This is a genomic window from Speluncibacter jeojiensis (genome assembly GCF_029589495.1).
Classification (GTDB): Bacteria; Actinomycetota; Actinomycetes; order Mycobacteriales; family Mycobacteriaceae; genus Speluncibacter; species Speluncibacter jeojiensis.
Map to the genome: position 1 here is coordinate 649,868 of NZ_JAAIVF010000001.1, position 16,460 is coordinate 666,327.

General features: G+C 70.2%; 1 protein-coding gene (cut by a window edge). It reads right to left on the bottom strand.

The genetic code is table 11. The features are described 5' to 3' along the window. On the bottom strand, positions 1 to 16,460 hold the 3' portion of the coding sequence (locus G4X40_RS02935) for a non-ribosomal peptide synthase/polyketide synthase (RefSeq protein WP_277830054.1). 15,094 nt of this gene lie beyond the right edge of the window; the window shows 16,460 of its 31,554 coding nt (coding positions 15,095–31,554); its start codon lies beyond the right edge, outside the window; its stop codon occupies positions 1 to 3.

A 16,460-nucleotide genomic window follows, 5' to 3' on the forward strand; every position in this document is an offset into this window, starting at 1 on the left:
TCATTCCTTCTCCTCGCTCATCTGCGAAGCCGACTCGGGCGAGCGTGCCGCGACGAACCGAAGCACCCCTAGGTACCCCTCGACGATCCTGCGGGCTGCTTCCTCGTCGAACAGGTCCGTCGAGTACACCAGACCACCGCTGATACCGGCGGGGCGACCCTCGGCGTCGTGGTGGTCGGCCAGGCCGAACTCGATGTCGTGCTTGGCGATCTCGGTGACGAAGGGCTGACGCCGGATCCGGATGCCACCCAGGTCTGCATCGAGTTCGGTTCCCGTCGTCGACCCTCCGCCCGGCTGCAGGATCAGCTGCACCTGGAAGAGCCGCTCGTCTGTGTCCAGCGCCTGCTGCAGCGCGACATTCGACACGTCCGGGTGCGCGAACGCGCCGAGTGTGGCCGTGCGCACGCGGGTGAGCAACTCGTCGAAAGGCTCGGCCTGGTCCACTCGGACGCGCATCAGCACGTCGTCGGCGAAGTTGCCGACGACATCGGCCAGTGCCGGATCGTCGCGACCGGCGATCGCGGTGGCGAGCGTGATGTCGGCGGCGGCGGCGAGTTCGCCGACAAAGCGCGCGAACGCGGCCTGCATCACCATGAACAGGCTCGCACCCGACTGCTGCGCCAGATCCGTCAGCGCCGCATGCAGATCCGCGTCGACGGTGACCGGCAGCGTCGCCCCGGCACTGGTGCGCACCGCGGGAGCATCCGGCCGCGCGGGGAACTCGAGCCGGTCGGGACGACCTTGCAACGCCTCGACCCAGTAGGCGAGCTGACGATGCGACTCGGATGCCGGATCGTCCGGTTCGCCGAGCAGTTCGCGCTTCCACTGCGTGTAGTCGCCGTACTGCACCGGCAGCGGCGGCCACTGCGGAGCCTGCCCGGCGGCTCGGGCAAGGTAGGCCATCAGCACGTCGCGGGTCAACGGGCCCATGCTGGCGCCGTCGGCCGCAATGTGGTGCACCACGATCGCCAGTACGTGGTCCTGCTCGCCGAGCGCGAACAGCCGCATCCGTAGCGGCAGGTCCACGGTGACGTCGAAGTCCGCCCACAGGTACCGCTGCAACTGCGCGTCGAGGTCCGTCTCGTCGACCTCGACGCGGTCCAGCTCCGGCACCGTGTCCTCGGCCGCGACCAGCACCTGGACCGGCACGCCGTCGTGCAGCGGGTACACGGTGCGCAGCGCCTCGTGCCGTTCGACCACGTCTGCGGCTGCGGCCCGCAGCACGTCGGCGTCGATCGGGCCCTGCAGGCGCAGCGCCATCGGAACGTTCCAGTCGCCGTTGCGAGTTCGGTGGTTGGCGTGCCAGATCCGCTCCTGGGCCGGCGCCAGCGGCAGATGTTCGGGCCGCGGTCGCGGGGCGAGCCGCGGCCTGCCGTCGCCGACGGCCCGGTCCACCAGTCCCGCGAGGTCCGCCAGCGTCGCCGCGTCGAAGAACTCCCGCACCGTGACGCCGGTGCCGAACGCCTCGTTGATCTCGGCGACCGCCCGGGTGACCAGCAGTGAGTTGCCGCCGAGCTCGAAGAACGTGTCGTCGAGTCCGACGCGCCCCACGCCGAGCAGCTCGCCGAAGATCGCCGCCACCGCCTGCTCGGTGGCTGTCTCCGGCGCACGGTACTCCTTGGTGCTCGCGAACTCGGGCTTCGGCAGCGCCTTGCGGTCGAGCTTGCCGTGCACGGTCATCGGCAGTTCGTCGAGGACGATCACACGCGCGGGGACCATGTAAGCGGGCAGGTGCTCGGTCAACTGCGCCCGCGTCTTGTCCGGATCCGGCGTCGCGCCGGGCTCGGCCACGACATAGCCGACGAGCTGATCACCGACGCGATGGTCGTGGTGAATCACCGCGGCGCACCGCGCGACGGCGTCGCAGCCGGTCAGCGCGGCCTCGACCTCGCCGAGCTCGATGCGCAGCCCTCGCAGCTGCACCTGAGAATCCGCACGTCCGACGAAGTCCAGTTCACGGGCAGTGTCATTCCCCGTCGCTTCGCTCGCCCCGGAGGCGGTCCAGCGCACCAGGTCACCGGTGCGGTACATGCGCTCCCCCACGGCGCCATACGGATTCGCGACGAACCGCTCCGCCGTCAGCCCTGCTCGCGCGTGATAGCCGCGGGCCAGCCCCGGACCCGACAGATACAGCTCACCGACCACCCCGACCGGCGTCGGACGCATTCGGGCGTCCAGCACCAGCGCCTGGGCGCCGGCCAGCGGCGCGCCGATCGTGATCCGCTCCCCCGCCGACAACGGTGCAGTCGCAGTGATGACGATCGTGGTCTCGGTCGGGCCGTACGAGTTGATGAAGGTGCGGCCCTGCACTTCTGACCCGATCGCGAACCGCTCGACGAGTTCCGGCGGGCACACGTCGCCGCCGACGACGACACACGCCAGGTCTGGCAGTGTCGCTGCGTCGACGGTGCCCATCGCCGCCGGGGCGGTGATCACATGCGAGACCCGTTGCGTCCGCATGAGTTCGGTGAGCTCGCCGCCACCGATGATCTCCGACGGTACGACCACCATCCCCGCGCCCGCCGAGAACGCCGCGATCATCTCGAACATCGACGCGTCGAAACTCGCCGACGACAACCTCAGCACCCGCGAATCCGCCGACAGCCCCAACTCCGTCCGCGACTGCACCGTGAACGACGACAACCCGGTGTGTGTGACCACCACGCCCTTCGGCAACCCCGTCGAACCCGACGTGTAGATCACGTAGGCCGCGTTCGCCGGATCGATCGCACCGCGCCGTTCGCCATCGGTCACCGGAGCGCCCGACAGGCCGGTGCACTCCCGCACCACCTCCGGGTCGTCGAACGCCACCCACTCGACCTGTGCGTGACTTGCGTGGCCCGGACCCCGCAACTCACCCACCGGCCGCAGGCCCACGGTGCAGCCCGAATCCGTCAGCATGTACTCGATCCGCTCATCGGGCAACGCCGGGTCGAGCGGCACGAAAGCGGCCCCCGACTTCGCGACCGCCCACATCGCCAAGACCGACGAGGCCGATCGCGGGAAGGCCAACGCCACCAACGATTCCGGACCAATACCGCGTCCGATCAACAGTCGCGCCAACCGGTTCGACCGCTCGTCGAGTTCGGCGTAGGTCATCGTCCCATCCGCCGCGACCAGCGCTACCGCGGTGGGGTTGCTCGCCGCCCCGGAGGTCAGGATCTCGGGCAGCACCCGCACGGCTGGCGCCGCCGACGGTACCTGCAGCACCCGCGTGCGCTCGGCCTCGCCGAGCAACTCGACCTCGCCGACGGGCCGCGCCGGGTGTGCGCCGACCTGGTCGAGCAGTCGGACGAACCGCGCGGTGAATCCGCGCGCAGTCGTCTCGTCGAACAGTCCGGTGGCGTAGGTGAGGGTGGCGATCAGTCCGCCGTCGGCCTCACGCAGCGTCCATTCCAGGTCGAACCGGGCGACCGCGATGCCGGTGTCGAATGTCGAGATCTGCAGCCCCGGCAGTTCCACCTCGCCGTCGGCATGGTTCTGCAGCGACAGCGCCACCTGGAACAACGGCGAATGTGCCTGCGACCGCGGCGGATCCACCGCCTCGACCACCGACTCGAACGGCACGTCCGCATGCGCGAACGCCGCCAGGTCGGTCGCCTTGGCCAGCTCGACCAGCTCACCGAAGCTCAGCTCCGGATCGACGTCGGTCCGCAGAACCAGCGTGTTGACGAACATGCCCACCAGATCGTCCAGCGCCCGCTCGCCGCGACCGGCGATCGGCGAGCCCACCGACACGTCCGCAGCGCCCGACAACTGCGACAACAGGACCGCCAATCCGGCGTGCAGCACCATGAACAGCGTCGCCCCACGTGCCTGCGCCAGTTCCCGCAGCCGGACCGTCGTCTCCGCGTCGACCGCGAAATCGACTCGCGCACCGGCGAAACTCGCCACCGCTGGCCGCGGCCGATCGGTCGGCAGCTCCAGCAGAGCCGGCGCATCCGCGAGCTGCTCACGCCAGTACGACAGTTGCCGGGAGGCCGGGGACTCCGGATCGGAGCCGTCGCCGAGCACCGCGCGCTGCCACAACGCGTAGTCCGCGTACTGAACCGGCAGCGGCTCCCAGCCCGGCACCTGACCGTGCGACCGCGCCACGTAGGCGACGGCGACATCCCGCGCGAGCGGAACCGCCGAGAACCCGTCGGCGCTGATGTGGTGCACCACCAGAGCCAGCACGAACTCGCGCTCGGACACCTGGAACAGCGCACCGCGAAGCGGTGGGGAGAGTGTGACGTCGAATCCCTCGGAACACAGGCCCAGCAGTGCCGACCGCAGCACCACCTCGTCACCCACCGTCACGGGGTCGAGGTCCAGGCTCAGTGCGTCTGCCGGAAGTACCACCTGCCGTGGCCCCGAAGCTGAGTCGGGGAACACGGTGCGCAGCGACTCGTGCCGTCCGACCACGTCCGCGACAGCTTCCCGCAGTGCCACGACGTCCAGATCGCCGGTCAGCCGCGCAACCACCGGGATGTTGTAGGCCGGCGACGACGGGTCGAACCGGTTGAGGAACCACATCCGCTGCTGGGCGAGCGAGAGCGGGACCGTCTCCGGACGCTCTGCAGCCACCAGTGCGGGGCGGTCCACCGCCCTGTCACCGCGCTCCACCACTCGCGCCAGCCCGGCGACCGTCGGGTCGTCGAACAGGTCGCGGACCGCGACCGCGACGCCGAACGCCTCGCCGATCCGCGCGACCACCCGGGTGGCCAGCAGTGAGTTTCCGCCGAGCGAGAAGAAGTCGTCGTCGATGCCGATCCGGTCGACGCGCAGCAGTTCCGAGACGATCTCGGCGATGGTCTCCTGCGTCGGGGTTTCCGGGGCGCGGAAGGTCCGCAAGCTGAGGAACTCCGGCTTCGGCAACGCCCTGCGGTCGAGTTTGCCGTTGGTGTTCAGCGGCAGCTCGTCCAGGACGATCAGCTGCGTGGGCACCATGTAACTCGGCACGCGGTCACGCACGAAGCGCTCGAGTTCCGCTGAGTCGAGTGCGCCGCGCCGACCCGCGAGATAGGCGATCAGGTGCGTCTCCTCGTAGACGACGACCGCGGCCTGAGCGACATCCGGGTGCGCGAGCAGCGCGGCCTCGATCTCGCCGAGTTCGATGCGGAACCCGCGCAGCTTGACCTGGAAGTCGCTGCGGCCCAAGTAATCCAGTTCGCGGGTGGTATTCCAGCGCACCATGTCACCCGTGCGGTACATGCGCGACCCGGAATCACCGAACGGGTTGGCCACGAACCGGTCCGCGGTCAGGTCGACGCGGCCGACGTAGCCGCGGGCGAGCTGTGCACCGGCCAGGTACAGCTCACCGGGCACCCCGACCGGAACCGGGTGCAGCCGCTCGTCGAGCACGTACACCTGGCTGTTCCACTCGGGCACACCGATCGGCACCGATGCTTGATCGTCACCGGTGCAGGTGTGGTGGGTGATGCTGACGGCCGCCTCGGTCGGCCCGTAGAGGTTGTGGATCGCCGCGTCGCTGAACTCGACGAAGCCGCGCACGGTCTTTGGCGGCAGCGCCTCGCCGATGCAGATCACCTGTCGCAGTGACGGGATCGGGTCGCCGGCGACTGTGAGGAACGCGGTCAGCAGCGACGGCACGAAGTGCGCGGTGGTGACCGCGTGCTCGCGCATAAGGCGGGCCAGGTAGGCGGGGTCCTGCTGTCCCCCGACCTTGGCCAGCACCAGCCGCGCACCGGAGGTGAGCGCCCACCAGAACTCCCACACCGACAGGTCGAAGGTCGCGGCGGTCTTGAGCACCACCGCATCCGAACCGTCGAGGCGGTACCGGTCCTGCTTCCACAGCAACTGGTTGGTGATCGCCCGGTGCTCGACCGCGACGCCCTTCGGCTTGCCGGTCGATCCCGAGGTGTAGATGACGTACGCGGTGTGCTCCGGTCGCAGTGGGGCGATCCGATCCGCGTCGGCGATCGGGCCGTCGGCGTGGCCACGTAGGTCGACGACGTCGAGGTCTATCCGGGCGAGGCCGGCGGGCAGTGCGATCGGCTCGTCGCTGCGGGTCAACACCGCGACCGGCTCGGCCGAGTCCAGCACGTGCGCGGTACGGTCGGCGGGATGGTCCGGGTCGACCGGCACGTACGCGCCGCCGGCGGCGGACACCGCGTACATGGCGACCAGCAACTCCACCGACCGGCGCAGCGCCAGCACCACCCGCGACTCGGGTCGAACACCCCGCATGATCAGTTCCCGCGCAAGACGATTCACGCGCGTGGAGAACTCGGCGTAGGTCAGCTCGTGGTCCTCGGCCACGACGGCGACCGCGTTGGGGGTGCGGGCGGCCTGCTGCGCGAACATCTCGGCGAACGTGGTCGCCGGGACCGGATGCGTGGTCGCGTTCACGTCGTGCACGAGTGCGCCGCGCTCGGTGTCGTCGAGCAGACGGATGTCACCGATGACGCGTGAGGCATCGGCTGCCACCGCGCGCAGCACCTGCTCGAACCGGGCGGCGAAGGAAGCCACCGTCGACCGGTCGAACAGGTCCGCCGCGTAGGTCAGCGAGGCACCGATCTCCGCCGGGCCACCGTCGGCGTCGTGGTGGTCCACGAGCGTCAGGTGCAGGTCGAACTTGGCCGGCTCGAATCCGGGATCGACGACGCCGACTTCGATTCCGGGAAGCGCGAATTCGGTCGGCGCGAGGTTCTGGAACGACAACGCGACCTGGAAGAGCGGGTGACGCGCAGTCGAGCGCACCGGGTTGAGCACCTCGACCAGCCGCTCGAACGGAATGTCGGCGTGGGCGAATGCGGCCAGGTTCTCGTCGCGCACCCGGGCCAGCACGTCGGCGAACGAGTCGGCCGGCGACAGCTGTGTGCGCAACACCAGCGTGTTGACGAACATGCCGACGAGCTGCTCCAGTGCGGCCTCACCGCGGCCCGCGATCGGCGCGCCGATCGCGATGTCGCCGGTGCCGGACAGGCGGCTCAACAGGGTCGCGAACGCCGCGTGCGTGACCATGAACAGCGTGACGCCGTGCTCACGGGCGACGTCGAGCAGCGCGCGGTGCAGATCCGCATCCAGACCGAACACGTGGCTCTCGCCGCGGTACGATTGCTCGGCCGGACGGGTCCGGTCGAACGGCAGGTCCAGCTGGTCGGGAAGGTCGGCGAGCGTGCGCGACCAGTATCCGATCTGCTCGGCCGACACCGACTCCGGGTCGTTCTCGGCGCCGAGGACGTCCCGCTGCCAGAGGCTGTAGTCCGCGTACTGGACCGGCAGCGGCTCCCACATCGGGGCCGTGCCCGCTCGACGCGCGAGGTAGGCGGCCATCACGTCGCGGGCGAGCGGTCCCATCGACGAACCGTCCGCGGCGATGTGGTGCACCACCAGTGTCAGCACGTGGTCGGTCTCGCTCAGCCGCAGCAGCCCCACCCGCACCGGCACCTGCGTGGTCACGTCGAATCCCGCCGAGGCCAAGGCGATCAGCTCCGCGAGCAGGTCCTCCTCGCGGATGTCGGTCACCGCCAACTCGGGGACCGCCTCCGACGCGGGCAGGATCACCTGGTGCGGTCCGTCCGCGGCGTCGGGGTAGACGGTCCGTAGCGTCTCGTGCCGCTGCACGAGGTCGCCGATCGCCGCCCGCAGCGCGTCGACGTCCAGTTCCCCGGTGAGCCGCACGGGCAGCGGGATGTTGTTCACACCCGAGGCGGGATCGAAGCGGCTGAGGAACCACATTCGTTGCTGCGCCAACGACAGCGGGATCGACGCCGGTCGCTGCTGCGGCGCAAGCGGTGCACGCGCCGTAAGACGGTCGGCGTCGCTCGCCCGCAGGGCCAGTGCCGCCACCGTCGGCGCATCAAAGATCTCCCGCACACCCAGCGCGACCGAGAAGGTCTCGTTGACGCGGGCGATCACGCGCGTCGCGATCAGCGAGTTGCCGCCGAGTGCGAAGAAGTCGTCGTCGACGCCGACCCGTTCCGTCCCGAGGATCTCCGCGAAGATCTCGGCGATCCGCTCCTGCGCCGGCGTGCGCGGGGCGACGTAGGCGCGGCTCGCCAGCACTGGTTCCGGCAGCGCGCGGGTGTCGATCTTGCCGGAGCCGGTCAACGGCATCTCGTCGAGCACGGTCACCGCCGCCGGCACCATGTACTCCGGCAGCAGGCGCGCCACGTGCGCGATGAGTTCCGGCGACTCGACCACCGTCCCCGGCGCCGCCAAAACGTACGACACCAGGTGCGTCACACCGGCGACCTCGCGGCCCAGGGTGACCGCCAGTTCCACCGCATCGTGCGTCGACAGCGCCCCGTCGATCTCGCCGAGCTCGATCCGGTGCCCACGCACCTTCACCTGGAAATCGGTGCGCCCCAGGTACTCGAGACCGTCCTCGGTGCGCCGGACCAGGTCGCCGGTGCGGTACAGCCGCGACCCCGGTGCCCCGAACGGGTTCGGGACGAACCGCTGCGCGGTCAGTCCGGCCAGACCGTGGTAGCCGCGGGCCAGGCCCTGGCCCGCCACGTACAGCTCGCCGGCCACCCCGCGCGGCACCGGATGCAGTCGCGCGTCCAGCACGTACACCTCGGTTCCGCGGACCGCATCGCCGATCGGCACCGGCGCACCGGCGACCATCGGGTCCGAGTGGGTCGCCATGATCGTCGACTCGGTCGGCCCATACGCGTTGAACAACTTCCGGCCAGGAGCCCAGCGGCGGACCACCGCGGCGTCGACCGCCTCGCCACCGACGACGACCACGCCCAGCGCGTCGAGACCGTCCGGGTCCACCGTCGCCAACGCGCCCGGCGTGACGAAGGCGTGGGTGACGCCCTCGCGCAGCAGCGTCGCCAGTTCGTCGCCGCCGTAGACGTCGGTCGGCACGATCACCATCTGCGCGCCACCGCCGAAGGCCATCAGCAGTTCGAGGATCGACGCATCGAAGCTCGGCGACGCGAAATGCACCGTCCGAGAGGAGGAATCCACGCCGTAGCGGGCCTGCTGCTCGGCGACGAACGCGGCCAGACCGACGTGGGTCACCACCACGCCCTTCGGTACGCCGGTCGACCCCGAGGTGTAGATCATGTACGCCGGGTGCTCCGGACGCAGCGGCGCCGCGCGATCGGGCACCGTCACGGGCGCGTCCGGGAGCGAGTGCACCCGCACGTCGACCGCCGGATCGTCCAGCACGATCCAGTCCACGTCGTCGGGCAGGCCGTCGCGGTGAGCCGTCAGCGTGACCCCCACCCGGGCCCCGGAATCGGTGAGCATGTGCGCGATCCGGTCCGGCGGATACGTCGGATCGACCGGCACGAAGGCTCCGCCCGACTTCGCGACCGCCCACACGGCGGTCACCGACGCCACCGACCGTTCCACCGCGACCGCGACGAACGACTCCGGACTCACTCCACGTGAGAGCAACAGGCGTGCAATCCGGTTCGAACGCGCATCGAGCTCACCGTAGGTGACCGACTCAGCCCCGGCGAGCAACGCGGTGCGCTCCGGCGCCGCCGCCGCATCCACCAGGATCTGCGCCAGCAGCCGCACCGGGACCGCCGAGGCTCCGGCCGGCGGGAGCAGCGACGCACGCTCGTCCGCACCGAGCCAGCCCAGGTCGCCGACCGCACGGCCGGGCTCGTCGACGCCGGCGCGCAGCACCCGCACCAGACGTTCCGCATGCGAGACCACGGTCGCGTGGTCGAACAGGTCGGTCGCATAGACGATCGAGCCGGCCATCGCGCCGTCCTGCTCGCGCAGCACCACCTCGAGATCGAACTTCGCGACCGCCGCATCCGAGTCGAGCGGCGTGATCCGCAGGCCCGGCAGTTCGAGTTCGGCCGCGCCCTGGTTCTGCAGCGACAGCGCCACCTGAAACAGCGGCGAATGCGCCTGCGAGCGCACCGGGTCGACCGCCTCCACCACCGACTCGAACGGCACGTCGGCGTGTGCGAACGCGGCCAGATCCCCGTCGCGCACCTGCACGATCAGCTCGGCGAAGCTCATCGCCGGGTCGACCCGAGTGCGCAGCACCAGTGTGTTGACGAACATGCCGACCAGGTCGTCGAGTTCGCGTCGTCCCCGCCCGGCGATCGGGCTGCCGATCGACACGTCATCGGTGTTCGCCAGCCTCGACAGCAGTACCGCCAGCGCGGCGTGCAGCGCCATGAACGGCGTCGCACCCGAGGTGCGCGCCACCGCGGAGAGCTGCGCCGTCAGCTCGGCGTCGAGCGTGAAGTCGGCGCGGCCGCCGGCTCCCGTGACCACCGCCGGACGCGGACGGTCGGTGGGGAGTTCGAGCAGTGCCGGGGCATCCGCCAGGCGATCACGCCAGTAGGACAGCTGTTCGGCGGCGACCGATTCCGGGTCGTCGACGGCGCCGAGTGCCGACCGCTGCCACAGCGCGTAATCCGCGTACTGGACCGGCAGCGGAGCCCATTGCGGCGCCTGTCCCTGCGATCGGGTCACGTAGGCGGTCACGATGTCCCGGGACAGCGGCACCGTGGAGAACCCGTCGGCGCTGATGTGGTGCACGACCAGCACCAGCACGTGCTCGTCGTCGGCGACGCGGAACATCTTGCCGCGCAACGGCACCGCTGCGGTCACGTCGAATCCGCCGGCGACGACGTCCGCCACCCGCGCAACCAGCTCGTCCTCGGACACCGTCTCTGGGACCAGGCCCAGCCGAACCTCGTCGGCTGGCACGATGCGCTGGCACGGACCGTCCCCGACCTGCGGGTAGTACGTGCGCAGCGACTCGTGTCGCTCGAGCACGTCGAGCACCGCGGACTGCAGTGCGGCGGTGTCGATCCGGCCGGTCAGCCGCACCGCGAACGGGATGTTGTAGACCGCGGAACCGGTGTCGAACCGGTTGAGCAGCCACATGCGCTGCTGCGCCGGCGACAGCGGAATCTGCGCGGGCCGTGTCATCGGCACCAGGTTCGGCGTCGCCGCAACGATCACCGCGGATTCTGCGCGGACCGACAGGTCCGCAACGGTCGGTGCGTCGAACACGTCCCGGACGACAAGTGCCACATCGAGATCCGCGTTGATGCGCGCCACGATCCGGGTGGCCAGCAGCGAGTTGCCGCCGAGTTCGAAGAAGCTGTCGTCGACGGACACGCGGTCGAGCCCCAGCAGCTCGGCGAAGGCCGCCGCGATGGCCTCTTCCACGGGTGTGGTCGGCGCCCGGAACTCGCGGTCCGTCGTGAACTGCGGCTGCGGCAGCGCCCGCCGGTCGACTTTGCCGTGCACCGTCACCGGGACGGCGTCGATCACCATCACCAGCGCGGGCACCATGTATGTCGGCAGGCTTTCCGCCAACCGGTCGCGCACCCGGCGGCCGTCGAGTTCGACGCCGGCCTCGGCGACCACGTACGCGACGAGCTGATCCCCGACGTGCCGGTCCCGGTGCACGACCGCCACCGACTGCGCCACCCCGGCGGACCCGGTCAGCGCCGCCTCGACCTCGCCCAACTCGATCCGCAGGCCGTGCAACTGCACCTGCGAGTCGCCGCGGCCCACAAAGTCGAGTTGTCGAGCCGTCCCAGCCTCCGGCGCGCCGACCCAGCGCACCAGGTCTCCGGTCCGGTACATCCGGCCCTCGCCGTACGGGTCGGCGACGAACCGTGACGCGGTCAGCCCCGGCCGGTCCAGATACCCCCGTGCCAGCCCGGGACCCGACAGATAGAGCTCGCCCACCACGCCGACCGGGACCGGCCGCAGCCATGCGTCGAGCACCAGTGCGCGGGCGCCGGCCAGCGGTGCACCGATGGTGATCCGCTCCCCCGCAACCAGTGGCCCGGTCGCGGTGACGACGATCGTCGTCTCCGTCGGACCATACGAGTTGACAAAGACGCGTCCGGGGGCGAAGCGCTCCACCATCTCCGGCGGACAGACGTCACCACCGACGACCACCGTCCGCAGATCCGGCAGATCGGTCGCGTCGACCGTGCCGAGCGCCGCCGGCGCGGTGAGCACGTGGCTGACCCGCTGTTCGCGCAGCAACGCGGTCAGTTCGGCTCCGCCGATGACCTCCGGCGGGGCGATCACCATCGACGCGCCGGCACTGAACGCAGCGATCATCTCGAACATCGACGCATCGAAACTCGCCGACGACAGCCGAAGCACCCGCGACGCCACGTCCAGGCCCAGCTCGGTCCGTGACTGCGCGGTGAACGACGACAGTCCGGCGTGAGTGACCACGACGCCCTTCGGCAGGCCGGTCGACCCCGAGGTATAGATGACGTACGCGGCGGACTCCGGCCGAATCGGCGACACCCGGTCGGCGTCGGTCAGCGGGGCATCGGAGTACTCGGCGGCAACCTCGTCGCCGACCTCCACCCACTCCACCTGTGCGTGACTTGCACGGTCCGGCCCGTGCAACTCGCGCACGGGCCGCAGGCCCACGGTGCATCCGGAGTCCGCGAGCATGTACTCGATCCGCTCGACCGGCAGCTTCGGGTCGATCGGCACGAACGCCGCACCCGACTGCACGACCGCCCACATCGCGACGATCGATTCGATCGAGCGCGGAAACGCCAGCGCTACTGTTGATTCCGGTCCGATCCCGCGGCCGATCAGCAGCCGCGCCAGGCGGTTGGCCCGCGACCGCAGTTGCCGGTAGGTCAACCGCACGTCGCCGGACACCAGCGCGATGTCCTCGTCCACACCGGAACCGTCGAGAATCTCCGGCAGCGTCCGCACCAGGGGTGGCGGCGCGACCGAACCGGACAACACCGTCCGCCGTTCCGACTCGTCGAGCAGTTCGAGGCCGCCGATCGGCCGCGCCGGGTCGGCGACAGCCTGGCCCAGCAGTCGCAGCAGGCGCCCGGCGAACGACGCGGCCGTGGACCGGTCGAACAGGTCGCTCGCGTAGACGAGCGTGGCGGACAGTTCGTCGCCGACCTCGCGCACGGTCAGTTCCAGGTCGAACTTCGCGACGACGACGTCCGCGTCGTAGGCGGCGACCCGAAGGTCGGGCAGTTCCAGCGCGACATCGTCCTGGTTCTGCAGTGACAGGGCGACCTGGAACAGCGGCGAATGCGCCTGCGACCGCGGCGGATCGACCGCCTCGACGACGGTCTCGAACGGCACATCGGCGTGGGTGAACGCCGCCAGGTCGATCGCCTTGACCGCCGCGACCAGCTCACCGAAGCCCGCCGCGGGGTCGACCTCGGTGCGCAGCACCAGCGTGTTGACGAACATCCCGATCAGGTCGTCGAGTGCGCGGTCGCCGCGGCCGGCGATCGGCGAGCCCACCGACACATCGGTGCTGCCCGACAACCGCGACAGCAGCACCGCCAGACCCGCGTGCAATGCCATGAACAGCGTGGCGCCGTGTGCCCGCGCCACCGCGTGCAGCCCCGCCGTCGTCACGGCGTCGACGGTGAAATCGACGCGCGCACCGGCGAAACTCGCCACCGCGGGACGCGGGCTGTCGGTCGGCAGCTCGAGCAGGGCGGGCTGTCCGGCCAGCTGCCCGCGCCAGTAGGCCACCTGCCGGGCCAGCTCCGATTCCGGGTCGTCGAGTGCGCCCAGCACCGCCCGTTGCCACAGCGCGTAGTCGGCGTACTGCACCGGCAACGGCTCCCACCCCGGCGCCTGACCACCGGTGCGTGCCGCGTAGGCGAGCATGACGTCGCGCGCCAGCGGACCCGTCGAGAAGCCGTCCGCGCTGATGTGGTGCACGACCAGCACCAGCACCGACTCCGTCGGCGACAAACGGAACAGCGTGGCCCGCAACGGGACCTGCACGGTCACGTCGAACCCACGCGACACCAGCGCCAACGCACCGGACCGCAACGCCGCGTCGTCGGCAACCGCCACGAGCTCGACCTCGACGGCCGCCTCGTCGACCGTCAGCACCCGCTGGTGCGCACCGGAAGCCGACTCCGGGTAGACCGTGCGCAGCGACTCGTGTCGTTCGACGACGTCGCGGACGGCGGCGCGTACCGCGTCGAGATCGACGGTGCCGCTCAGCTGCACGGCGAACGGGATGTTGTAGACCGGAGAGTCGGAGTCGAAGCGGTTGAGGAACCACATCCGTTGCTGCGCAGGCGAGAGCGGCACCGACTCCGGGCGTTCCATGGCCGCGAGCGCTGGACCGTCCTGTCGCGGGAGCAGCGACAGCGAACGTGCGGCCAGTTCCGCGGCAGTCGGATGGTCGAACAGCTCGCGCAGGGTCAGCGCCGCAGCGAGCGCGGCATTGACCCGCGACACGACCCGGGTCGCCGAGAGCGAGTTGCCGCCGAGTTCGAAGAAGCTCTCGTCCACCGACACCCGGTCGAGACCCAGCAGTTCGGCGAACACCGCGGCAATGGCCCGTTCCGCGTCGGTCGTGGGCGCGCGGAACGGTCGACCCGAACCGATCTCCGGTGCGGGCAGCGCCTTGCGGTCGAGCTTCCCGCTGCGGTTGAGCGGGAACTCGTCCATGACCACGAGAACGGCGGGAACCATGTACTCGGGCAGCCGCTTCCGGACCGCCCTCAACACCGCGTCGTCGTCGATTGCGGTACCGGTGACGTAGCCGACCAATCGCTGGGCACCCGGCACATCTTCACGGACCAGCACTGCGGCTTGCGCGACACCGGCCTGATCCCGCAACGCCGCCTCGATCTCACCGAGTTCTATCCGCAAACCACGCAGCTTCACCTGGAAGTCGGTACGGCCCAGGTAATGCAACTCGACCGGCGCCGAGGCACTGTCGCTCATCCACCGAACCAGGTCACCGGTCCGGTAGAGCCGTTCACCGGCAGTCCCGAACGGATTGGCCACGAAGCGTTCGGCTGTCTGCGCGAACATCCCGCCGTACCCGCGGCCGACCGCCGGGCCGCCGATGTACAGCTCGCCCGGCACCCCGATCGGTGACGGCATGAGACGACCGTCGAGCACGTACAGGTCCACCCCTGGGATCGACGATCCGATCGGCACGGAATCCGTCTCGTCGCCTCGGATCTCATGGGCCGCCACGACGTCCGACGCCTCCGTCGGACCGTAGCTGTTGAACACCCGGACCCCGGCGTCGATCAGCGTTCGCAACGGCGCGAGCCGCACCGCCTCGCCGCCGAGGAAGACCATTCGCAACCGTGCCAGGGCGGCCCCGTCGGCATCTGCATCCAGGACCGCCTCGAAGGCCGACGGCGACATGTTCAGCACCTGCACGCCACCGGACTGAACTGTCCGCACGATCTGCTCGGGATCGAACTCCTCACCGGCCAGACGCACGGTGGCCCCCGAGAGCAGCGCGGCCCACACGTTCTTCTGCGTGAGATCGAAGCTCGGTGAGGACGCCACCAGAACGCCCGCTTCGGGGTTCAGCGCGAGCTCACGCCGATACCAGTCGAGCGTGTTGGCGATTCCCGCCATCGCGACGAGCGTGGGCTTGGGCCGTCCGGTCGAACCGGATGTCGAGATGACGTAGCCCAACCGCAGCCCGGCACCCGACTCGGCCCAGCGGTCGGCCGGCACCGGAACCGCCGACGACGCCGTACCGTCCGAATCAGACGATTCGACAGACACGACAGTCATCAACTCCGCCAGGCCCGGACCGGCAGCATCGAGCCAGGCCCGCGGCGCCACCAGGCACCGTGCTCCCGTGTCCACCAACAGCGTGTCGATGCGGGCGAGCGGCGTTGCGGGGTCGATCGGCGCGTACGCGGCGCCGGCCTTCCACGCGGCGACCATCGCCACCACCCAGTCCGCGGACCGGGGCAGCACCAGCGCAACGACATCATCGATCCCCACACCAACCGAGATGAGCTTCGCGGCAAGCAGGTTGGCACGGTCGTCGAGGCCACGGAAGGTCAGGGTCCGGTCCTCGTCCACGACTGCCGTCGCCTCCGGCGACTGTGCGACCACCTCCGCGAACAGCTCGACAGGCGATCCGATCCCGGCGTCGGCCATCGGCCCGCGGGAAAGCTCCAGCAGTTGCGCGCGTTCGTGTGCGGCGAGCAGATCGATGTCACCGACCGGCGTCGACGGATCCTCGGTCACCTTGTCCAGCAGGCGCAGGAACCGGTCGGCCACCGCGCGCACCGTTGACTCGTCGAAGATGTCGGTCGCATAGCCGAACGACGCCGCGATTCCCGCCGGGGCACCCTCCTCGTCGTGGCGGGGCACCAGCGTCAGCGTCAGGTCGAACTTCGCCGGTTCGACCCCGAGATCGACGAGACCGACCGTCACACCGGGCAACTCGAACTCGGCGGTCTCGGTGTTCTGGAAGGTGAGCATGACCTGGAACAGCGGGCTGTGTGCCGTCGATCGCGGTGGATCGAGCACCTCGACCAGGCGCTCGAACGGGACATCATTGCGCGAGAACGCTTCCAGATCGCCCGATCGCACCGCGTCGACCAGGCTCGCGAAGCCCGCGTCCGGGTCCACCTGGGCGCGCAGGACCAGGGTGCCGACGAACATGCCGACCAGGTCGTCGAGCGCCGCGTCGCCGCGACCCGCCGTCGGGGTGCCGATCGCGATGTCGGATGTGCCGGACAGCTTCGCCAGCAGCGCCGACAGCGCCGCGTGCGCGA